This is a genomic window from Amycolatopsis sp. 505 (genome assembly GCF_031625235.1).
Lineage (GTDB): Bacteria > Actinomycetota > Actinomycetes > Mycobacteriales > Pseudonocardiaceae > Amycolatopsis.
Map to the genome: position 1 here is coordinate 258,680 of NZ_JACKQP010000002.1, position 20,881 is coordinate 279,560.

Annotated in this window: 14 protein-coding genes; 7 read left to right on the forward strand and 7 right to left on the reverse strand. The window is 72.3% G+C overall.

Annotated features, from left to right (window positions below; translation table 11 throughout):
* Positions 1 to 9: 9 nt before the first annotated feature.
* The gene (locus H5965_RS08210; protein ID WP_310968745.1) at positions 10 to 2,931 is read right to left on the reverse strand and encodes a nitrate- and nitrite sensing domain-containing protein; all 2,922 of its coding nucleotides are present in this window, start codon (positions 2,929 to 2,931) and stop codon (positions 10 to 12) included.
* 186 nt (positions 2,932 to 3,117) lie between these two features.
* On the opposite strand from H5965_RS08210, the gene H5965_RS08215 reads away from it, so the two are divergent.
* Entirely contained in the window at positions 3,118 to 4,083 is a 966-nt protein-coding gene (locus tag H5965_RS08215) for an ABC transporter substrate-binding protein (protein ID WP_310968746.1), read from the forward strand.
* A gap of 3 nt (positions 4,084 to 4,086) precedes the next feature.
* Here H5965_RS08215 and H5965_RS08220 read toward each other — a convergent pair whose 3' ends face one another.
* Positions 4,087 to 4,704: a hypothetical protein gene (locus H5965_RS08220; RefSeq protein WP_310968747.1), complete on the reverse strand. Its 618-nt coding sequence runs from the start codon at positions 4,702 to 4,704 to the stop codon at positions 4,087 to 4,089.
* A gap of 89 nt (positions 4,705 to 4,793) precedes the next feature.
* On the opposite strand from H5965_RS08220, the gene H5965_RS08225 reads away from it, so the two are divergent.
* The gene (locus tag H5965_RS08225; RefSeq protein ID WP_310968748.1) at positions 4,794 to 6,440 is read left to right on the forward strand and encodes a DNA repair helicase XPB; all 1,647 of its coding nucleotides are present in this window, start codon (positions 4,794 to 4,796) and stop codon (positions 6,438 to 6,440) included.
* Between the two features lie 130 nt (positions 6,441 to 6,570).
* Here H5965_RS08225 and H5965_RS08230 read toward each other — a convergent pair whose 3' ends face one another.
* Positions 6,571 to 9,621: a BTAD domain-containing putative transcriptional regulator gene (locus H5965_RS08230; protein ID WP_310968749.1), complete on the reverse strand. Its 3,051-nt coding sequence runs from the start codon at positions 9,619 to 9,621 to the stop codon at positions 6,571 to 6,573.
* A 294-nt stretch (positions 9,622 to 9,915) separates the two neighbouring features.
* On the opposite strand from H5965_RS08230, the gene H5965_RS08235 reads away from it, so the two are divergent.
* On the forward strand, positions 9,916 to 10,677 hold the full coding sequence (locus tag H5965_RS08235; protein WP_310968750.1) for a DUF4253 domain-containing protein: 762 nt from the start codon (positions 9,916 to 9,918) through the stop codon (positions 10,675 to 10,677).
* A gap of 885 nt (positions 10,678 to 11,562) precedes the next feature.
* Entirely contained in the window at positions 11,563 to 12,408 is an 846-nt protein-coding gene (locus tag H5965_RS08240) for a DUF72 domain-containing protein (RefSeq protein ID WP_310968751.1), read from the forward strand.
* A 99-nt stretch (positions 12,409 to 12,507) separates the two neighbouring features.
* Here H5965_RS08240 and H5965_RS08245 read toward each other — a convergent pair whose 3' ends face one another.
* Positions 12,508 to 15,285 carry a BTAD domain-containing putative transcriptional regulator gene (locus tag H5965_RS08245; protein WP_310968752.1) on the reverse strand — a complete coding sequence of 926 codons (2,778 nt, stop codon included), beginning with the start codon at positions 15,283 to 15,285 and terminating at the stop codon, positions 12,508 to 12,510.
* Positions 15,286 to 15,359: 74 nt separating this feature from the next.
* Between H5965_RS08245 and H5965_RS08250 the strand changes: the two genes are divergently transcribed.
* The 3 genes from H5965_RS08250 (at position 15,360) to H5965_RS08260 (ending at position 17,203) form a co-directional block, all read left to right on the forward strand.
* A complete protein-coding gene (locus H5965_RS08250) occupies positions 15,360 to 16,289 on the forward strand; it encodes an o-succinylbenzoate synthase (RefSeq protein ID WP_310968753.1) in 930 nt (309 codons plus the stop codon).
* A gap of 76 nt (positions 16,290 to 16,365) precedes the next feature.
* The gene (locus H5965_RS08255) at positions 16,366 to 16,584 is read left to right on the forward strand and encodes a PspC domain-containing protein (RefSeq protein ID WP_310968754.1); all 219 of its coding nucleotides are present in this window, start codon (positions 16,366 to 16,368) and stop codon (positions 16,582 to 16,584) included.
* A gap of 298 nt (positions 16,585 to 16,882) precedes the next feature.
* Positions 16,883 to 17,203, forward strand: a complete 321-nt coding sequence (locus H5965_RS08260; RefSeq protein WP_310968755.1) for a hypothetical protein — start codon at positions 16,883 to 16,885, stop codon at positions 17,201 to 17,203.
* A 47-nt stretch (positions 17,204 to 17,250) separates the two neighbouring features.
* Here H5965_RS08260 and groL read toward each other — a convergent pair whose 3' ends face one another.
* The 3 genes from groL to H5965_RS08275 form a co-directional block, all read right to left on the reverse strand.
* Positions 17,251 to 18,879, reverse strand: coding sequence for a chaperonin GroEL (groL, locus tag H5965_RS08265; protein ID WP_086857657.1), 1,629 nt, complete (start codon positions 18,877 to 18,879; stop codon positions 17,251 to 17,253).
* Between the two features lie 224 nt (positions 18,880 to 19,103).
* Positions 19,104 to 20,597, reverse strand: coding sequence for a serine/threonine-protein kinase (locus H5965_RS08270; RefSeq protein WP_310968756.1), 1,494 nt, complete (start codon positions 20,595 to 20,597; stop codon positions 19,104 to 19,106).
* Positions 20,598 to 20,661: 64 nt separating this feature from the next.
* Positions 20,662 to 20,868, reverse strand: a complete 207-nt coding sequence (locus H5965_RS08275) for a cold-shock protein (protein ID WP_003085446.1) — start codon at positions 20,866 to 20,868, stop codon at positions 20,662 to 20,664.
* Between the last annotated feature and the right edge of the window lie 13 nt (positions 20,869 to 20,881).

Below are 20,881 nucleotides of genomic sequence, written 5' to 3' on the forward strand. Positions count from 1 at the left end.
CAATCCGTTTCACTGGTTCCGGGTGTCGTCCCCCCTCGCATGCCGCCCTCGCCGGAAGCCGCCTTGAAGGCTCGTCATCCGCTCGCGCACCGCTTCCGGGGAAAGAGAGAGTATCGGCCGCTGTTCCGGCACCGCTCCCGGGCTGGCCGCGGAATCCAGCGGCTGCAGGAACGGCCAGGTGTCCTCGGCGCCGTCCTCCTGCTCCAGTTCGGCGGGGGTCGGCCACTCGTAAGCGGGCTCGACCGCGGCGGGCGGCGCGACCGGCGTCAGCCGTGGTTCGGTGTCCTCGTCGTCCGGCCTCGGCTCGCCGATTTCCCGCAGAAGCGGTGAGTCGACGGGCTCGGGGGCGAAGCTTCCGCCGGAAATCGGCGCCTCGGCCGGGGTTTCCCGGGAAAGCGGCGCTTCCCGCGAAGGCAGGGGCGGAGTCTCCCGGGCAGGCAGCAGCGGCGGAGCTGGAGCTTCCCGGGCAGGCAACGGCGGGGCCGGAGCTTCCCGCGAAGGCAACAGCGGCGGGGGCGGGGCTTCCCGGGACGGCAGCGGAGGTGGCGGGGCGGCGAGCGCGTGCCGAGGCTGGGGCTCGGCCGGACGTGGCTGGGGCTCGGGCGGCCGCGGCGCCTCGGCGACCGGGAGCGGCTCCGCAGGCTTCCGCGGCTGTTCGGGCGCGGCGGAGGCGTCGAACCAGCGGGACAGGACGTCGCGGTAGGCGGGCATCCGCTCGGTCGGGGCGTCGAGGTCCAGGTGGGCCTCGTCGTCCACGGTCGGCCACTCCGGCGGGTGGTCGCGGGCCACCACCGGGGCCCGGCGCGGCGGGCCGGCCTCGATCGACGGCGGCGACAGCTCTTCCGGCTCCGGCTCGGGTTCCGGCTCCGGCGGCGTCAGCGGGGCGAGCGGTGCCAGCAGCTCCGGTTCCGGAACAGCGGCCGGCTCGGCGGGCGGCGGTGGCGCCGGCATCGGCGGCAGCTCGACGATCAGCGCCGCCGGCACCAGCACGGTCGCGACCAGCCCGGAGTCCGCGCCCGCGCTCAGGCTGACGTCGATGTGGTGGCGCGTGGCCAGCGTCGCGACGACGAACAGGCCCATCCGGCGCGACACCTCGACGTCGACGTCCGGCGGGTGCGCGAGCCGCGCGTTGGTGCGGTCGATCTCCGCCTGCGGCATGCCGGCCCCGTGGTCGACGATCTCGATCTGCCAGTCGCCGTCGTGGGTTTCGGCGCTCGCCACGGTGACCATCTCGTCGCCGGAGTAGCGCGTGGCGTTCTCCAGCAGCTCCGAAACGACGTGCACGAGGTCGTTGACGGCCTCGCCGCGGACCGCGACCTGCGGCGCCGGTCCGAGCTCGATCCGCTGGTAGTGCTCGACCTCCGAGAGCGCGGCGCCGATGATCTCGTCGGCCGGCACCGGGCCGGCGTCCTCGCGCGCGGAGTCGTTGCCGGACAGGACCAGCAGGTTCTCGCTGTTGCGCCGCATCCGCGTCGCCAGGTGGTCGAGCTCGAACAGCCCGGCGAGGGTGTCCGGGTCCTGCTCGTCGGCCTCCATCCGGTCGAGCACCGAAAGCTGCCGCTCGACGAGGTCCTGGCTGCGCTGCGAGAGGTTGACGAACATCGCGTTGACGTTCTCGCGCAGCATCGCCTGCTCGCCGGCGAGCCGGACGGCCTCGCCGTGCACCGCGTCGAACGCGCGCGCCACCTGGCCGAGTTCTTCGCGGGTGAACACCGGCACGGGCGCGACGGCGAGCCGTTTCCGCAGGTTCTCCGGGGCGGGCTCGGGATCGGTGAGCAGGTTCTGCACGGCCGCGGGCAGCCGGTGCTCGGCCACTTCCAGCGCCGTCCGGCGGAGAATCCGCAAGGGGCGCAACAGGGACCGCGCGATGACCACCGACAGCACGCCGGCGACGAGCAGGACGCCGAGGACGACACCGCCGTCCCACAGCGCGGCCGTCCGTGCTTGCGCCGCAAGGGCGTCCGTGCGTTCCTGCAACTGGACCAGCAGTGCCTGCTGCACCTGGTGGGCGAGGTTCACCGTGTGCGTCGCCGAAGTGTCCCACTGGTTCGGGTCGAGACCCGAGAGGTTCTGGCCGTTTTCGGTGCGGGTGAGCGCGGATTCGACCATGTCGTTGCCGATGTCGACGACCAGGCCGATCACCGTGTCGTCGAACATCCGCTGCTGGTCGGGGGTGGCGAAGGTGCGGTAGTCGCTGCGCGCGGCCGCCAGTTCGGCTTCCGCGCCGAGCAGCGCGCGTGTGCGGTCGCGGTTGAGGGTGCCCGACGCCAGCGCCTCGGCCATCACCGCCCGCTTGACCGACATCTGGTCCTTGATCCGGGCGAGGGCGTTGCCCGCCAGCCGCATCCGCGCGAGTTCCGGGTCGGCGACGTCGGCCGCGGCGGAGTCGCTGATGTCGAGCAGGCCGGAGATCAGCTCGCTGTAGGAGCGCAGCACGGCGTCCGCGGGGAAGGCCGAATGCTCCGCGGAAAACCGCAGGCCACCGAGCACGCGCAGCCGGTCGTCGGTCTGCTGCAGGCTTTCCGCGGCCTTCGCGTCGAGCCGCGGCTTGCTTTCCGCGAGCGTCCGTTCGAACGTGCCGATGCCCTTGTCGACGCGGGTGCGCTGGGCGGTGAGGTCCGCGGTGTCGCCCTGCCGGTTCTGGGCGACGAAGCGCACGGTGAGGTCGCGCTCGCGCTGCAGCTCGTGCAAGGCTTCGGCGACCGTGCTGTCGACCCGGCCGCGCGTGGCGAACTCGGCGAGCTGCCGGGCGTCGCGCAGGTCGGAGCTGATCCGCAGGCCGACGAGCGCGATCACGGCCAGCGCCGGGATGAGGAGGACGGCGAAGAGCTTCGTGCCGAGACGCCAGTTCCGCAGCCGCCAGCGGCCACCCGCCGGACGCGGGTCCGCCGCGTCGCCGCCCTTGCGGGGACGCTTGTCGCGACGGGTCACCTGGTTTCCTTTTCCGCCGCGGGCGGGAACCCGCGGATCGAACGACACTCGAACCTACTGAACGGTAGCCCGCCCCATGAAGATCCGAAAGCCGCGCTGGCACGATACGGCCCTGCCCGCGATCGTATGGGGCGCGGACCATACGATCCAGCACGAGAACCAGATTCTCGCGGTAGGTGAAGGTTCATGAACAGACGCGGACGACTGATTCCGCTGGTAGCGGCGCTCCTGGCGACCGCGGGGTGCAGCGTGTTCTCTTCCGGTACGCCCGCGCCTCCGCCGCCGCTGGAGCGGACCACGCTGCGCGTCGGTGTGGGCAACGCCATCGACACGGCCCCGCTGCGGATCGCCGTCGCGGCCGGGAAGTTCGGGTCCGCCGGCCTGAACGTGCAGCTCGTCGAACTCGGCGCGGACGACGGGCTCGCGAAGCTGGCCGCCGGCGACCTCGACGTCACCTTCGCCTCCGACATCGCGATGTTCCGGGCCGCGGCCGGGGGGACGGCGTTGCAGCTGCAGGGCGAGGCCTACACGTCCGGCCCCAACACGATGGCCCTGGTCACCCTGCCGGACTCGGACTACACGGTGCCGACGGCGAAGAGGTCACCGAAGATCGCGGTGAACATGCTGGACGACGTCGGCGCGCTCGTCGCCCGCTCGGTGCTGGGCACCGCGGGCGTCGACGAAGCGAAGATCAAGTTCCAGGCGGTGCCGTTCGACCGGATGCCGCAGGCCCTGCAGGCGGGCGACGCGGACGCCGCGCTGATGATCGAGCCGTACATCACCCGCGCCGAGAAGGACCTCGGCGCGCACATCCTGGCCGACGGCGCCCGCGGGTCGACGCTGGACTTCCCGCTGTCGGGCTACGCGGCGGCCAAGCCGTTCGCGCAGGCCAACCCGCGGACGCTCCATGCGTTCCGCACCGCGCTGGGCACGGCCCAGGAGAGCGCGACCGACCCGGCGATCGTGCGCGACGCGCTGCCGAAGTTCTCCGACATCGACACGACGACGGCCGCGCTGATCTCGCTCGGCTCCTACCCGGCCTCGCTCAACGGCATCCGGCTACAGCGCGTCGCCGACCTGATGCACAACTCGGGTCTGCTGGCGAATCGCCTCGACGTCCAGGGCCTGCTCCCCGACCAGACCGGTTACTGACGGTCAGATGTTCTCGCCGGTCTTGATCAGGCACACCGTGCGGGCCGGCGGGCCGGAGTAGCTGAACACCATGTCGGCGCCTTCGCACTTGTCGTCGCGGCCGTAGCCGGAGAGGATCTCGACCCGCTCCTGCGCCGCCGGGTCGGTGCAGAGGACCTTGCCGATCGTGCTCTCGTCGTCGACGTCACGCAGGCAGTCGCCGGCCTTGACGTTCAGGGCCAGGCACAGCGTGCGGCCGGAGGCCGAACCGGAACCGAGCCGGAACCGCACGTAGTCGCCGGAGCCGCACGCGATGCCGCTGCGGTAGGTGTTTTCGACCTTGTACGTCGCGCTGTCCGCGCTGCAGCCGACGCGGTGGTAGGCGAGCTTGCCCGCCCCCTCGCGCGTCAGGTACAGGCAGTCGCCGTCGGACGGCGGCCCGCTGCGGTCGGCCCAGTAGATGGCCATCGCGCCCAGCGCGCCCAGGCCCAGCGCGACGACGACGCACGCGACCAGCGTGATCCGCACCTTCGTGGTGAACCAGTGCGGAATCGCCTGCTGCCCCGGAACCGGCGGCATCGGCGCGGACTGCGCGTAGCCCGGCGACCGGAACGGGTTGTCGTCGAACGGCGGTGTGGTCAACGTGCCCTCCAGTGATCCCCTCGGCACCTCGTCCCACCGGCGGACCCGCGAGCGGAGCGGGCCGGAGCGAGGCACGTATAACAGTAGTTGTGACTGATGGCCCGTTGATCGTCCAGTCCGACAAGACCGTGCTCCTGGAGGTCGACCACCCCCAGGCCGATGACGCGCGGGTCGCGATCGCGCCGTTCGCCGAGCTCGAACGCGCACCCGAGCACGTCCACACCTACCGGATCACGCCCCTGGCCTTGTGGAACGCGCGTGCCGCCGGCCACGACGCCGAGCAGGTCGTCGACGCGCTGACGACGTATTCGCGCTTCCCCGTGCCGCAGCCGCTGCTGATCGACGTCGTCGACGTCATGGGCCGGTTCGGGCGGCTGCAGATCGCCAACCACCCGGCGCACGGGCTGGTGATGTCCACCACCGACCGCGCGGTGCTGGCCGAGGTCGTCCGGAACAAGAAGATCAGCCCGATGCTGGGCGCCCGGATCGACGAGGACACCGTCATCGTGCACCCGTCCGAGCGCGGGCGGCTGAAGCAGGCGCTGCTGAAGGTCGGCTGGCCGGCCGAGGACCTGGCCGGGTACGTCGACGGCGAAGCCCACCCGATCGCGCTGGACGAGCAGGACTGGCACCTGCGCGACTACCAGCGGATGGCCGCCGAGGCGTTCTGGGCGGGCGGCTCCGGCGTCGTCGTGCTGCCGTGCGGCGCCGGCAAGACGCTGGTCGGTGCCGCGGCGATGGCGCGTGCCCAGGCGACGACCCTGATCCTGGTGACGAACACGGTCGCCGGCCGGCAGTGGAAGCGCGAGCTGATCGCGCGGACGTCGCTGACCGAGGAGGAGATCGGCGAGTACTCCGGCGAGAAGAAGGAGATCCGGCCGGTCACGATCGCCACCTACCAGGTGATCACCCGCAAGACCAAGGGCGAGTACAAGCACCTGGAGCTGTTCGACTCCCGCGACTGGGGCCTGGTCGTCTACGACGAGGTCCACCTGCTCCCGGCCCCGGTGTTCCGGATGACGGCGGACCTGCAGTCCCGCCGCCGCCTGGGCCTGACGGCGACATTGGTCCGCGAGGACGGCCGCGAGGGCGACGTGTTCTCGCTGATCGGCCCGAAGCGCTACGACGTCCCGTGGCGCGATATCGAGGCCCAGGGCTGGATCGCCCCGGCGGAGTGCACGGAGGTCCGCGTCACGCTGACGGACGCCGAGCGCCTCGAGTACGCCACGGCCGAGGCCGACGAGCGCTACAAGCTGGCGGCGACGGCGTTGACGAAGACCCCGGTGATCAAGTCGATCGTGGCCAAGCACGCGGGCGAGCCGACCTTGGTGATCGGCGCGTACCTGGACCAGCTGGAGATGCTCGGCGACGAGCTCGACGCCCCGGTGATCCAGGGCGCGACCCGCAACAAGGAGCGCGAGGAGCTGTTCGACAAATTCCGCCGCGGCGAGATCCGCACGCTGGTGGTCTCGAAGGTGGCGAACTTCTCGATCGACCTGCCGGAGGCATCGGTGGCGATCCAGATCTCGGGCACGTTCGGCTCCCGCCAGGAGGAGGCCCAGCGGCTGGGCCGGCTGCTGCGCCCGAAGGGCGACGGACGGCAGGCGCACTTCTACTCGATCGTCTCGCGCGACACGGTGGACACGGAGTACGCGGCCCACCGCCAGCGGTTCCTGGCGGAGCAGGGCTACGCGTACCACATCGTGGACGCGGACGACCTGCTCAGGCCGCTGTGAGCCGGTAGGCGCCCGGGTCAGTAGAAGGGTGAGGGTCACGCCCCCTCGACGTGGCCCTCACCCTTACCCCGGAACCAGCGTCTCCCACCACGATCAAAGAAACCTAAAACGCTCTGGCCAGCGGAAACGATCAGTTCCGAACGGTAGGAGAGCTCTCCGCCGGGTTCGGAAGCCGGAGCACCGGCCGGGGCTCCCGCGCCTCGCGGCTGCCGTGCAGCCGGAAGATGCCCACGGCCTCCGTCCACGCCGCTTCGGCGCCCGCGGTCTCGCCGAGCGCGTCGAGGGTCGTGGCGAGGTCCCGCAGGGCACGCGCCCGCCACACCGGGAGCAGCAGCGCGTCCCACCACTGCACCGACCGCTCGAGGTGGGCGCGCGCGTCGAGGAAGCGGCCGGCGGCGAGCTCCAGTTCGCCCAGGGTGCGCAGCATCAGTCCCTGGCCGAAGCCGTCCTGCATCTCGTGGCAGGTGGCGAGGCAGGCGAGCATCGCCTCGCGCACCTCCGCGCCCCGGCCCTGGCGGATGCGGACCTTGGCGAGCGCCTGCACGGCGTAGGCGGACATCAGCGGGTCGTCGGCGGGACGCAGCAGGTCCACCGCCTCCTGGCTGCACCGGGCCGCCTCGGCGAGCCGTCCGGCGGCTCGGTGCACGAGGCTCACCGAGCGCAGGGCGAGCGCGTGGCTGCTCTTGTCGCCCGTCGACGCGTACCCCGCCACGGCGAGTTCGGCGGCGACCAGGGCCTCGTCCAGCTCGCCCTGCTCGGCGAGGACGCGGCCGAGCCCGTGCAGCGCCTGGATCTCGGCCTGCTTCTCGCCCAGCTCCCGCAGCGCGGGCAGGGCGAGGTCGAGCGAGTGCCGCGCCTGGGCGAACTGGCCGTATTCGCACTGCACGACGCTGAGGTCGAGCCGGCTCATCGCCTCCCCGCGCCGGTCGCCGTCCAGCTCGTAGGCGGCGAGGGCCTGCTCGTGGTAGGCGATCGACTCGTCGAAGCGGTCCTGTTCGTAGCGCAGCCAGCCCAGGCCCGACAGCAGCCGCGCCTCACCGATGCGGTCGCCGGTCCGGCGCGCGGCCGCGAGCGCGGCGTTGTGCGTGCGCCACCACTGCCCGAACAGGTTGCGCACGGCGAACACCGACGAGCACAACGCCGCCGCCAGCCGGGTGGCGACGTCGGTGAGGTCCAGCCCGCTGACGCGCTCGACCACCCCGACCAGGCCGGTCTGCTCCGCGTCGAACCACGCCTCGGGGTCGGTGAGGATTTCGTCGACCTGCGCCGGCGTCAGGTACCGCGCCAGCGTGCTGCCCTCGGCGGGAGCGTGCGGCGCCCGGCTGCCCGCGAGCTCGACGAGGCCGAGCCAGCACTCGGCCGCCCGCTCGGCCGACGCCTTGGCCTCGTCCGCGGTCTCCTCCGCCTCACCGCGTTCCCGGGCGAAGGCGCGCGTCAGGTCGTGGATCTGGTACCGCAGGGCGCCACCACTGTCGTCCACAATGGACACATCGAGCAGCTGGGCGTCGACGAGCCGCTCGACCACTTCCTCCGCTTCGTGGCCGTCGCAGCCGAGCAGGGGCGCCACCACCCACGCGCCGAACGAGGAGACGTCGAGGAGGCCGAGCCGGCGCAACGCGGTCCGTTCCCGGTCGTCCAGGCCGTCGTAGCTGAGCGCGAGACTGCCGCGGACCTCCAGGTCGCCGAGGGTGAGCTCCTGCAGGACCCGGTGCTGCACGCGGAGGCGTTCGGCGAGCCGGCCGACCTTCCACCGCGGCCGGGCGGCGAGGCGGGCCCCGGCGATCCGGACGGCCAGCGGCAGGTTGCCGCACAAGCGCACCAGCTCGCCGGCGGCTTCGGGTTGCTCCGCCACCCTGGCGTCGCCGATGACCCGGCCCAGCAGGTCCAGCGCCTCCGCTTCGTCCAGCACGGGCAGGTGCAGGTGGGCCGCGCCGCCGAGCGCGCCGAGGCGTTCCCGGCTCGTCACCAGCGCCGCGCCGGTGTGGCCGCCGGGCAGCAGCGGGCGGACCTGGCGTTCGTCGGACGCGTCGTCGAGCACCACGAGGATGCGCCGGTCGGCGAGCAGGGTGCGGTAGAGCTGGGCGCGTTCCTCGAGGCGCGCGGGGATGTCCGCGTCCGCCACGCCCAGCGCGCGCAGGAACCCCGCCAGCACCTCGGCCGGATCGGCGCGGACGGCCTGCACCCCGCGCAGCGAGACGTAGAGCTGGCCGTCGGGGAACTGCCCCCGGACGCGGTGCGCGACGTGCGCGGCGACGGTGCTCTTGCCCGCGCCGGGTTTGCCGTAGACCGCGCACAGCCGCGAGCCGGTGGCCTCGCCGTCGGACAGCCGGCGCGTCAGCTCCGCCACTTCGTGCCCGCGGCCGGTGAAGTCGGCGATGTCGAACGGGAGCTGGCTCGGCACCGGCACCCGCAGGTCGGTTCCCGGCCGGGACGCCGGCGCTTCGGGTTCGTCACGCAGGACGCGCTCGTGGGCCGCGAGCAGCACCGGGCCGGGCTCCAGGCCGAGCTCGGCGAGCAGCGTCTTCCGCCCGTCCTGGTAGCAGGCGAGCGCGTCGCCCCGGCGGCCGCTCTGGTGCAGGGCGAGCATGAGCTGGGCGCGCAGCCGCTCGCGCAACGGGTGCTCGGCGACGGCCGACGTCAGCTCCGAGACGAGCGATTCGCCTTCGCCGGTCTCGAGTTCGACGTCGACGCAGTCCTCCAGCGCCGCGATCCGCAGTTCGTCCAGCCGGGCGCGTTCGTTCTCGGCCCACCGGCCCTGCGTCCCGCCGAGGGCGTTCCCCCGCCACACCGCGAGCCCCTGCCGGAGGTGGGCAACGGCCCGCCGGGGTTCGCCGGCCGCCTTGGCGCGCCGGCCCGCGGACGCCTCCCGCACGAAGGCGTGCAGGTCGACCTGGTCGAGGTCGGCGGCCAGCCGGTAACCGCCACCACTCCGCGCGATGACGTCGGGGTCACCACCGTCGGCCAGCGCGCGGCGCAGGGCGGAGACGTAGGTGTAGACGGCGGCGCGCGCCTGCTCGGGCGGATCTTCGCCCCAGATCGCGTCGATCAGCTGCTTCAGCGGGACGACGTGCCCGGCGTTCACGGCCAGGAGGGCGAGCAGCGTGCGCGGTTTCGGGCCGCCGAGGCCGGCCGCCGTCCCCGCGACGACCACCTCGACCGGGCCGAGCACGTGGAATTCCATACACCCCCTCCGCCTGCGTGTCTCTTAGACGGAGAGCCTGGCAACCGATCACCGGCTAGGCAAGATCCGCACAGGTGACCGGTCTGTCGGGTTCGTCTCGTGTCGGTTGCGCCACCCCTTCGGCGCAGTGGCGTGTCTCAGCAACATCTTGCGTCACACGCGTATCAGCAAGGCGCTGACCTGCATGTTTGCCGATTCACTCGAACGGATGAGCGGCCGAAACGCTGGAAATTGTCGGACCCTCGAACTACTGTTCGAGATGCAGGAACCGAACACAAGTTCGAGGGGACGTCCATGACGATCGCACCGCTCCGCCCCGGTACGCCCGCGCCGCCGGTCCAGACCCTCCCACCGGGGTCGTGGCACGGCCGGCTGTGGGTGTCCGACCTGCCGCTGACCCGGCCCGAGCGCTACCTCGGCTGCGTGGCCGAGTTCGAGCGATCGGGGCTGTGGCCGGTGCTGATCCCCCACGACCAGCGCTTCGCGGCGAACGGCGAGGACTGGATCGACGACCGAGGCCGCCTGGCCCCGGCCGGCCACCGGGTGGCCACAGCGGACCCGGCGGCAGCCCTGTCCCGCTGGTGGGACAGCTCCTGCTGCGACGGCGCGTGCCTCCGTCCGTTCGGCGCCCGCTTCCCGGGCCTGGCGAAGCGCAGCCCGCGCAGGTCCGACCCACTGGCCGAGGCGGGCAACACGGGTTCGATCCTGGCAACGCGCGCACCCCACAGGCTGGGCTTGGTCCAGACGGAGCGCCCGGCCGACATCCCGGCGTTGCTGGGCTGGACGGGCATGATCAAGTGCACGGACCAGGTGGCAGAGCTGTCGGCGGTGCTGAGGAGCTGGGAGGACCGCTTCGGGGCAACCCTGGTGGTGCTGGGGTTCGACGCAATGGAGCTCTCGGTGGCGGCCCCACCGAGGAACCAGGCCCGCGCACTGACGGTGGCGGCAGAGCACCGGGCATTCAGCTTGCCGACGTTCGCGGGGCAGCCGGGGAATCTGCGGGAGTACGCCTCGGGTCTGGTCCAGTCGCGGCACTGGAGGTTTTCCTGGGCTTGACGGGTTGAGTCGCGCGGCCAGGGCCGGGGACCGGGTCGGCGCGGGCTCCGGGCCGGAGCGGGCGAGGTTGCGCCCGTTTCGCCGCCGGGCGGCACGCCGCACCCGCCTGGCGGCGAGCGGGCGAGGGCGCGCGGCCGGGCCGGAGACCGGAGGCCAGCCGGGCGCGGGCGAGGTTGCGCCCGCTCCGCTGCCGGTCGGCGAGCGGCCAGGGTCGCGCGGCCAGGCCAGGCCAGGCCAGGCAGGCCAGGGCGGGTCGGGCGAGGGCACCCAGGCCGGGTCGGGCGCGGGCGCGGGCGCGGGCGAGGGCGAGGTTGCGCCCGCTCCGCTGCCGGACGGCACTCCAGCCGCTCCCGGACTGGCAGCGAGGGGCCCGGCGGCGAGCCGGCGACGGTCGCGCCGTTCCACCGACCGGACGGCCCCCGCCCGGCGGCGAGCCGGCGACGGTCGCGTGGCCGGCGCCAGAGGCCGGGCCGGAACGCCAGCCACCCCTGGGCGGCAAGCGGCCGCCAGGCCGCAAAGCCGCCCACCCAAAAGAAGCCGGGAGGTCATCCCGTCGCCTGAGGCCGTCGAATCACTTTGAGCCAGGCCCGCAACCACCCCACCAAGCCAAGCCGAAAACCCGAGCTTGCGGGCCTGGCTCAAAGTGATAGGCCTCGCCCAGGCGACGGGATGACCACCCGGCGACCCACACACAAAGGCGAGCCAAGAAGCGCCCCCGGGCTCATCCCAGAGCCTGCCCGTCCGGCGAGGACAGCCCTCGAACACAGGCAAGACGAGCGTCCACGAAACTGGGTCACCTGTCCCAACCCTCAGCCCGCCCGTCCGGCCGAGCCCGCGTTTGGAGCACCGGACGACCGGGAACCACCCGCCCAGACGGAAAGGCGGGTGAGCACGATCGCCGAGATCCGGATCGGGACCTCCGGGTGGCGCTATCCGCCGTGGCGCGGGGTTTTCTACCCACCCGGGCTCGCGCAGCGGCGGGAACTCGAATACCTCTCGCGGCGGATGAACGCCGTCGAAATCAATGGCTCCTTCTACTCCCTGCAACGCCCCGAGCGCTATCGCGCCTGGTTCGACGAAACCCCCGACGACTTCCTCTTCGCCGTAAAGGGTGGGCGCTTCATCACCCACATGAAGCAACTCCGCGGCGTCGAAACCGCGCTCGCGAACTTCTACGCCTCCGGCGTCCTCGCCCTCGGTGCGAAGCTCGGCCCCTTCCTCTGGCAGCTTCCGCCGCGACTCTCCTTCGATCCCGAACGGCTCGAGAACTTCTTCGCCCTGCTTCCCCGCACCACCACCGATGCCGCCCAGCTCGCCGCGAAGCACGACGACAAGCTCAAGGGCACTCCCCACCTCAAAGCCGGCGCGCGGAAACCACTGCAGCACGCCCTCGAAGTCCGGCACCCCAGCTTCGCCGAGCCCGCCGCCAAAAAGCTCCTCGAAAAACACGGCATCGCCCTCGTCGTCGCCGATACCGCCGGCAAGTGGCCGTTCCTCGAAGACCAGACCGCCGACTTCGCCTACGTCCGGCTGCACGGCGACGAAGAACTCTACGTCAGCGGCTACTCCGACCGGGCCCTGCGCAACTGGGCCGAAAAGATCCGGACCTGGCACGACGGCGGACGGCGGGACGTGCACGTCTACTTCGACAACGACGTCAAAGTCGAGGCTCCCCGGAACGCCGAATGCCTCGCCGACCTGCTCGGGGTGGCACCGATCACGAGACAGTGAGTGGACAGTGAGCGCCGCCCCTTCTAATGAACCCTGCGGGCCGGACGGCTTGCGTGCTGCCACTGGGGGTCGGCACGCGCGCCGTCCGGACCCGAAGATTCAGGCGCCCACCACCACCAGCGCCGCCAGTTTGGCGCGGACGTCGTCCGCGTCCGGGTGACCCAGCTCCGTCAGCAGGCGCACCGAGCGGAGCCAGCACTCGCGGGCCAGGGCCGCGTCGCCGTGACGCAGGTGGATCGTGCCCAGCTGGGCGAGGACGTCCGCCGCCTCGTACTGCTCGTCCATCGCGAAGAACATCTCCACCGAGTCGCGGATGCACGCGATGCCTTCCTCGACCCGGCCGAGGCCGATCAGGGCCAGGCCGCGCGTGTGCTGGGTGAACCGCGTGTCCACCGGACGCCCGTCCGGGTCCAGGATCGCCAGCGCCGCGTCGGCCAGGCGCAGCGCCTGCTCGTGATCGCCCATCGACGTGCAGATGTCGCCCAGCGCCCGCAGCACGCTCGCCTCGAAGTGCCCCAGCCCCAGCTCGCGGACGATCTCCAGCGCCTGCACGCCGTGCTCGTACGCCCAGGCGCAGTCTTCGAGGTTGTGCGCCGCCATCGCCAGGTTGTACTGCGCCCGCGCCTCACCCTCGCGCGCCCCGAGCTCGCGCTGGATCGCGAGCACCTGCTCCAGGTACCGCCGGGATTCCGCGTACTGCCGGGCGACGCCGTTGACGACGCCGAGCCCGCTCAGGATCCCCGCCTCGCCCGGCCGGTGGCCGCTCGCCCGCGCGGCTTCGAGCGCCACCGCGAACACCGACCGCCAGTCATCGAGCCGCGAGCGCGTCACGAAATAGCTCTGCAGCAGCCAGGCGAGCTTCCAGCAGACGTCGTCGCGGCCCCGGCGCCGCGCCAGGTGCACCGCCGCGATGAGGTTGCCGTTCTCCTCGCCGAACCAGTCCAGCGCCTCGCGGTACTCGGAGAACGCAAGGCCGCCCTCGAGGTCGTCGAGCTCCAGCAGCCGGTAGTAGCGCTCGGGCCGCATCCGCCGTGACGCGTTCAGGGCCGACGCCAGGTACCAGCCCAGCAACCGGTCCAGAGCGGCGTCGTGCTCCGAAGCCGAATCGACCTGCGAAGCCGCGTACGCCCGGATGAGGTCGTGGAACTGGTAGCGGCCCGGGCGTGGCTGGGCCAGCAAGTGCGCGGCGGCCAGGGTTTCGAGCATCGGCCGGGTCTCGGCGACGTCGAGCCCGGCGACCGCGGCCGCCGCCGGCGCGGTGAAGTCGACGCCGGTGTGCAGCCCGAGCAGCCGCAGCAGCCGGGCCGTCGACGGCGCCAATGCCTGGTAGGAGTACGAAAACACCGACCGGATGTTGGTTCCTTCGCCGTCGGCGAGGTCGAACGAGCCGAGCAGGTCGCTGTCGAGGGAATCGACGAATTCGTCGAGCGGCAGGTCGGGGAACTGCGCCGCGCGCACGGCAAGGATCCGGATCGCCAGCGGCAGCCCGCCGCAGTAGCGCACGAACCGTTCGGCCGCCGCCGGATCGCGGGCCACCCGGTCGTGGCCGATCGTCGCCGCCAGCAACGCGACGGCGTCCTCGTCGCCGAGCTCCTCCAGCGCGATCCGGCGCGCGCCGTGCGTCGCGACCAGCGCGCGCAGCTGCCAGCGGCTGGTGATCACGACCAGGCAGCCGGGCCCCGGCAGCAGCGGGCTCACCTGCTCGGTGCGGTTGGCGTTGTCGAGCACGACCAGGAGCCGCCGTCCCGCGGTGTGCGTCCGCCAGCTCGCCGCGCGGCCGTCGAGGTCGGCGGGGATCTGGTCGCACGGGACGCCGAGCGCGGTGAGCACGGCCTCCAGCGCCGCCGACGGCTCGACCGGCTCGCCGGGGCCGTAGCCGCGCAGGTTGAGGTACACCTGCCCGCCGGGGAACCGGTCGGCGATCTCGTGCGCGAAGTGCACGGCCAGGGTCGTCTTGCCGATGCCGCCCATGCCTTCGACGGACGCGATCGGCGTCGACGTGCCGGCGTCGACCGCCTCCGGCAGCAGCGCGTGCAGTGCCTTGAGGTCGCCCTCGCGCCCGGAGAAGGTCCGCAGGTCGGCGGGCAGCTGGTGCGGCACCTGCGGGTCGACGCCGGGCCGGTAGCGCACGGGGTCGCCGCCGTCGGCACCGGTCAGGATCGCCTGCCGGGTGCGCTGCAGCGACGGCCCGGGGTCGAGCCCGAGCTCGTCGGCCAGCACGCGGCTGATCCGGCGGTACACCTCCAGCGCCTCGGCCTGGCGGCCCGACCGGTACAGCGCGATCATCAGCTGCTCGTGCAGCCGCTCCCGTAGCGGGTTCTCCCTGGTCAGCCGGGCGAGCTCGGGGACGACGGTGCCGTACTCGCCGACTTCGACCAGCGCGTCCGCCCACTGCTCGCGCACGCGCAGCCGTTCCTCGGCCAGTTGGCCGGCTTCGTCGCGGTGCAGTGCGTCGGACTCGACGTTCAGCAGCGCCGGGCCGCGCCACTGCGCGAGCGCTTCGGCGAACAGCGCGGCCGCCCGGCGGCTGTCGCCGCGGTCCATCGCCGCCTTGCCGCGGACGGCGAGCGCGCGGAACCGGGTCAGGTCGAGCAGGTCGTCGTCGAGCTCGATCAGGTAACCGCCGCTCTCCGTGCGGATGGCGACCTGGTCGCCGAGCGCCCGGCGCAGGCGGAGCACGTACGTCTGGAGCGCGCCCTTGGAGCGGCGGCGGTCGTCGTTCCACAGCCAGCGGCCGAGCTCGTCGACCGGCACGACCCGGTTCGCGCGCAGCAGAAGGCCGGCCAGCACGATCAGCGGCCGGCTGCCCCCGAGCGGTACCGGGCGGCCGTCGGCCGTGACCTCGGCCGGACCCAGTACGCGGAAATCGAGGACCACGGAGTCATTCTTGCCGGAAACGCGCAGTTCGGCACCTGTTTGCGAGACGCGGCACGGTGGCATGATCGGCCTCGATGAAGGTCTACGCGATCCCCCTGCGCACCCGGTTCCGCGGCATCACCGTCCGTGAGGGCGTGCTGCTGCACGGCCCGGCGGGCTGGGGCGAGTTCTGCCCGTTCGCCGACTACTCCGACGCCGAAAGCGTCCCGTGGCTGCACTCGGCGGTCGAAGCGACCGACGCCGGCTGGCCCGCGCCGGTCCGCGACCGGATCGAGGTGAACACGACGGTGCCGGTGGTCGATCCCGCGAAAGCGCACGAACTGGTCCGCGCCTCCGGCTGCCGCACGGCGAAGGTGAAGGTCGCCGATCCGCGCGTCTCCCTGGCCGACGACTGCGCCCGGGTGGAGGCGGTCCGCGACGCGCTCGGCCCCGGCGGGGCGATCCGCGTCGACGCCAACATGGCGTGGGACGTCGACACGGCGGTGCGCGCGATCGCCGACCTCGACAAGGCGGCGGGCGGGCTGGAGTACGCGGAACAGCCGTGCCCGTCGATCGAGGACCTGGCCGCGGTCCGGCGCCGGGTGGACGTCCGGATCGCGGCCGACGAGTCGATCCGCCGCGCGGAGGACCCGCTGAAGGTGGCGGTCGCCGGAGCGGCGGACATCGCGGTGCTGAAGGTCGCCCCGCTGGGAGGCGTCCGGCGGGCCCTGGAGGTCGCCGAGGCGTGCGGGCTGCCGTGCGTGGTGTCGTCGGCGGTGGAGACGAGCGTGGGCCTGGCGGCCGGGCTGGCACTGGCCGGCGCGCTGCCGTCACTGGAATTCGCTTGTGGACTCGGGACGCTTTCGTTGCTGGAGGGGGACGTCTGCGCGGATCCACTGTCCCCTGTGGACGGCTATCTGCCGGTCCTGCGGGCCGCCCCGGAGCCCACGGCGGCCTACCCGGCGGCGCCCGGGGTCGCGGCGGCCTGGGCGGACCGGCTGGCCCGGGTGCGCACGCTGTCCTGACCCCGAGGGCAAGTTCAGGGTCGGGGTCGGGGCCGTTCCCGATGTGGCCGGGGTGCCCGGGAGCCACTATTGAGCCATGACGAACAGCGTGTACACCCCGGAAACCACCAAGAAGCTCCGCCGCAGCCGGACCGACAAGATGCTCACCGGCGTCTGCGGCGGCTGGGCCACCTACCTCGGCATCGACGCCAACGTCCTGCGGATCGGCATGGTCGCCGCCGTGTTCCTCTCCGTCGGGATCGCCATCCCGGTCTACGTCGCCGCCGCCATCCTGACCCCCGAAGAGGACTCCTGAACGCGGGCGGGCGCGGGCTCGCAGGGGAAGCCCGCGCCCGCCGGACACCGGGGGCGCGCTGAACAGACCCGCGCGGGGGCGCGGGTCTACCGGACACCACTCGCGCGGGGGTGCGAGTGAGGGAAGCAACCCGCGTGGGGAGCGCGGGTCGGGGGGATGCCGCCGTCGGGGGACGCGGCAGGCACGAAGCGAACGGCCCGGACGCCAGGGGACGTCCGGGCCGTTCGGCGTACCGGGCTCGGCCGAGCGGCCGAAAACCGCACCGCGAATCCCGTTCGAGGGGCTAGGGTTCGCGCTCGTGGATCACGGAAACACCGCCGCGAAGGTCGTCGTCGGGATCTTGGGCGGGTTGTACCTGATCGCCGGGCTGGGGCTGACCGCTTTCGCCGGTTATGCCGTGTTGTCCTCCGGTGACACCGGCGGGGTGAGGGCCGCCAGGACCGTGCTCTACACCGCCGCGGCGCTGGCGATCTGGGTCATGCTCACCGGCATCGGCGCCATCGTCGTCGGCCTGGAAGCCGACCGGAAGAGCACCGCCTGGCTCGGGGGCCTGGGCGTGCTCGCTCTCGGTGTCGTGATCGTCGGCGCCTACGCCGTCTGGTTCTTCACGAAGCCATAGAAAAAGCCCGGCCCGCCGAAGCGGACCGGGCTCTTTTCGAGCGTGGCTCAGAAGTCCATGCCACCCATGCCACCGGACGGGTCGGCGGGAGCGGCCGAAGCCTTCTCCGGCTTGTCCGCCACGACGGCCTCGGTGGTCAGGAACAGCGCCGCGATGGAAGCGGCGTTCTGCAGCGCGGAGCGGGTGACCTTCGTCGGGTCCGGCACGCCGGCGGCGAGCAGGTCCTCGTAGACACCCGTGGCGGCGTTGAGGCCGTGACCCTGCGGCAGGCCCTTGACCTTCTCCACCACGACGCCGCCCTCGAGGCCGGCGTTGATCGCGATCTGCTTGAGCGGGGCCTCGACGGCCACCTTGACGATGTTGGCGCCAGTGGCCTCGTCGCCCTCGAGCTTCAGGCCCGCGAACGCGGCCTCGGCGGCCTGGATCAGGGCCACGCCACCACCGGCGACGATGCCCTCTTCCACGGCGGCCTTCGCGTTGCGCACCGCGTCCTCGATGCGGTGCTTGCGCTCCTTGAGCTCGACCTCGGTCGCGGCGCCGGCCTTGATGACGGCCACGCCGCCGGCCAGCTTCGCGAGCCGCTCCTGCAGCTTCTCGCGGTCGTAGTCCGAGTCCGAGTTCTCGATCTCGGCGCGGATCTGGTTGACGCGACCCTGGATCTGGTCGGCGTCGCCCGCACCCTCGACGATGGTCGTCTCGTCCTTGGTGATGACGGCCTTGCGGGCCTTGCCCAGCAGGGACAGGTCCGCGTTCTCCAGCTTGAGGCCGACGTCCTCGGAGATGACCTGGCCACCGGTCAGGATCGCGATGTCCTGCAGGATCGCCTTGCGGCGGTCACCGAAGCCCGGGGCCTTGACGGCGACGGACTTGAAGGTGCCGCGCATCTTGTTGACGATCAGGGTGGCCAGCGCCTCGCCCTCGACGTCCTCGGCGATGATCAGCAGCGGCTTGCCGGACTGGATGACCTTCTCCAGCAGCGGCAGCACGTCCTTGACGGTGGAGATCTTGGAGCCGAAGAGGAGGATGTACGGGTCCTCGAGCTCGGCTTCCTGACGCTCCGGGTCGGTCACGAAGTAACCGGAGATGTAGCCCTTGTCGAAGCGCATGCCCTCGGTGAGCTCGAGCTCGAGCCCGAAGGTGTTGCTCTCCTCGACGGTGACGACGCCTTCCTTGCCGACCTTGTCCAGCGCCTCGGCGATCAGCTCGCCGATGGTGCGGTCAGCGGCCGAGATCGAGGCGGTAGCAGCGATCTGCTCCTTGGTCTCGATCTGCACGGCGGCCTTGTGCAGCTGCTCGGTGACGGCCTCGACGGCCGCCTCGATGCCCCGCTTCAGGCTGATCGGGTCGGCGCCGGCGGCGACGTTGCGCAGGCCCTCGCGCACGAGCGCCTGGGCGAGCACGGTGGCGGTGGTGGTGCCGTCACCCGCGACGTCGTCGGTCTTCTTGGCAACTTCCTTGACGAGCTCGGCCCCGATCTTCTCCCACGGGTCCTCGAGCTCGATCTCCTTGGCGATGGAGACACCGTCGTTGGTGATGGTCGGCGCGCCCCACTTCTTTTCGAGCACGACGTTCCGGCCCCGCGGGCCGAGGGTCACCTTGACGGCTTCGGCGAGGGTGTTCAAGCCGCGCTCAAGACCGCGGCGGGCGTCCTCGTCGAACGCGATCAGTTTGGCCATTGCGGTGTGGTCCTCCGGTATTGGGCGCCACCGCCGCGCTTGTCTTCAGCGGCGGCAGCAGGACTCTTTCCTCGGCCAGGCTCGGTGCCCGCGACGGACGACTGGACCCGGGTGGGGGTCAGCCTCACCGTCCCGACCTTTGGCACTCGACGGCGTCGAGTGCCAAGTTCGTGTTTAGCACTCTCGGGGGGAGAGTGCAAGAAACCCAGCTCAGCGTCGCACGATCAGGAACTCGGCTTGATGCTGATCGACGTCGGGGGCGCGTTCAGCGACGAGGGCGCGTTCGTCGACGAGCCGCCGTCGGGGCCGACCGGGATGTTCGGCGCGGGTGTCTGGCCGCCCCCACCGCTGCCGCCGTCACTGAAGAGGAAGATCGCGCCGACGACCAGGCCGGCCACCACGACCAGGCCCAGCACGACGAAGAGCCACTTCTTGCCGCCGCCGCTCTTCGGCTGCTCGAACGCGCCGGCGCCGCCCGCGGGCATCGGCGGGCGCAGCCGCATCGGGTCCTGGCCGTAGCCCGGCGGGGGCAGGCCCGGCTGCTGGGGGTAGCCGTACCCGGGCGGCGGGCCCTGGGGTGGCATCCCCTGCGGCGGCATCCCCTGCTGCTGCTGCTGCGGGTAGCCGTACCCGGGCGGCGGGCCCTGCGGCGGCATCCCCGGCGGCGGCCCCTGCGGCCCACCCGGACCGCCCGGCCCGTGCGGCCCCTGGCCGTAGCCGGGCTGCTGCTGTCCTCCGTACGGGTGCACGGGGGCCCCCTCTCCCTGCGGTGCGCTGTTCTGGTGCGGCCCCTGTTGTACCTGACCAGGACGCTGCGGCGCGGGGATTCCGCCCGAATGGGACCCGGGCGGACCCGGCGGGGTGTCCGACGTGGCGAGGGGGCCGAGCGCGCGGCGGGCGGCCGCGACCATCTCGACGCAGCTGGGGTAGCGGTCGGCCGGGTTCTTGGCCATGCCGCGCCGGATCACCTCGTCGATCGCCGGCGGCAGCGCAACGGCGCGGGAGATCGCCGGCGGCTCGCCGTTGAGGTGGCCCTTGATCACCGTCGGGACGTCGCCCTTGAACGGCGGGCTGCCGGTGAGGCAGGCGTAGAGGACGCACGTCAGCGCGTACTGGTCGGTGCGCCCGTCCAGCGGCTCCCCGCGCAGGTGCTCGGGGGCCGCGTACGTGGGCGAGCCGAGGAAGTCGCCGCCGCGCGTCCGGTGCCCGGTCGCGCCGCGCCGGGTCAGCCCGAAGTCGGCGACGTACACGTGCTCGCGTGCGGTCTCCTTCTTCGTCACCAGCACGTTCGCCGGCTTGACGTCGAGGTGGACCAGACCACGGTTGTGCAGCGTGTCGAGGGCGTCGGCGACCTGGTCGAGCATCGTCAGTGCGCGCGCGGGCCCGATGGCACCGCCCGCGATCAGCCCGGCGAGATCGCCGCCGTCGACCATGCGCATGGCGATGTAGAGCATGCCGTCGAGCTCGCCGAAGTCGTACAGCGGCACGACGTTGGCGTGGTCGATCGCGGACGTGTTGCGCGCCTCGTCGACGAACCGTTCGCGGAACTCGGCGTCGGCCCCGAGGTGGTCACCGATGACCTTCAGGGCCACCTTGCGGCCGAGCCGCACGTCCGTGGCCTTATAGGTCACGCTCATGCCGCCTTTGCCGAGCACCCCGTCGATGCGGTAGTTGCCCAGCCGGCGACCGGTGAGGTCCCCCGACACATCGCCTGTCACGCCCGCAGCCTAACGCCCCTGGTTCGGCGCCTGCCGGGGGTTCACCGATCAGCGGAGGAGCGTGTTACGAAACCTTTCGGACGTCGGCTGCCTGGCTACGGCCGTCCCGACCGGACTGCACTTCGAACTCGACGCGGTCGCCTTCGTCCAGAGTGCGGAATCCTTCGGACTGGATGGCCGAATAGTGGACGAACACGTCCGGCCCCTCCGTGGATTCGATGAACCCGTAGCCCTTTTCCGAGTTGAACCATTTGACGGTGCCGACAGCCACGGCGCCCTCCCTC

Bases quoted from the DNA above. Each gene is read 5' to 3' on its own strand.
- H5965_RS08215 (WP_310968746.1), top strand. From the start codon at position 3,118: ATGAACAGACGCGGACGACTGATTCCGCTGGTAGCGGCGCTCCTGGCG.
- H5965_RS08230 (WP_310968749.1), bottom strand. From the start codon at position 9,621: ATGGAATTCCACGTGCTCGGCCCGGTCGAGGTGGTCGTCGCGGGGACG.
- H5965_RS08235 (WP_310968750.1), top strand. From the start codon at position 9,916: ATGACGATCGCACCGCTCCGCCCCGGTACGCCCGCGCCGCCGGTCCAG.
- H5965_RS08250 (WP_310968753.1), top strand. From the start codon at position 15,360: ATGAAGGTCTACGCGATCCCCCTGCGCACCCGGTTCCGCGGCATCACC.
- H5965_RS08255 (WP_310968754.1), top strand. From the start codon at position 16,366: ATGACGAACAGCGTGTACACCCCGGAAACCACCAAGAAGCTCCGCCGC.
- groL (WP_086857657.1), bottom strand. From the start codon at position 18,879: ATGGCCAAACTGATCGCGTTCGACGAGGACGCCCGCCGCGGTCTTGAG.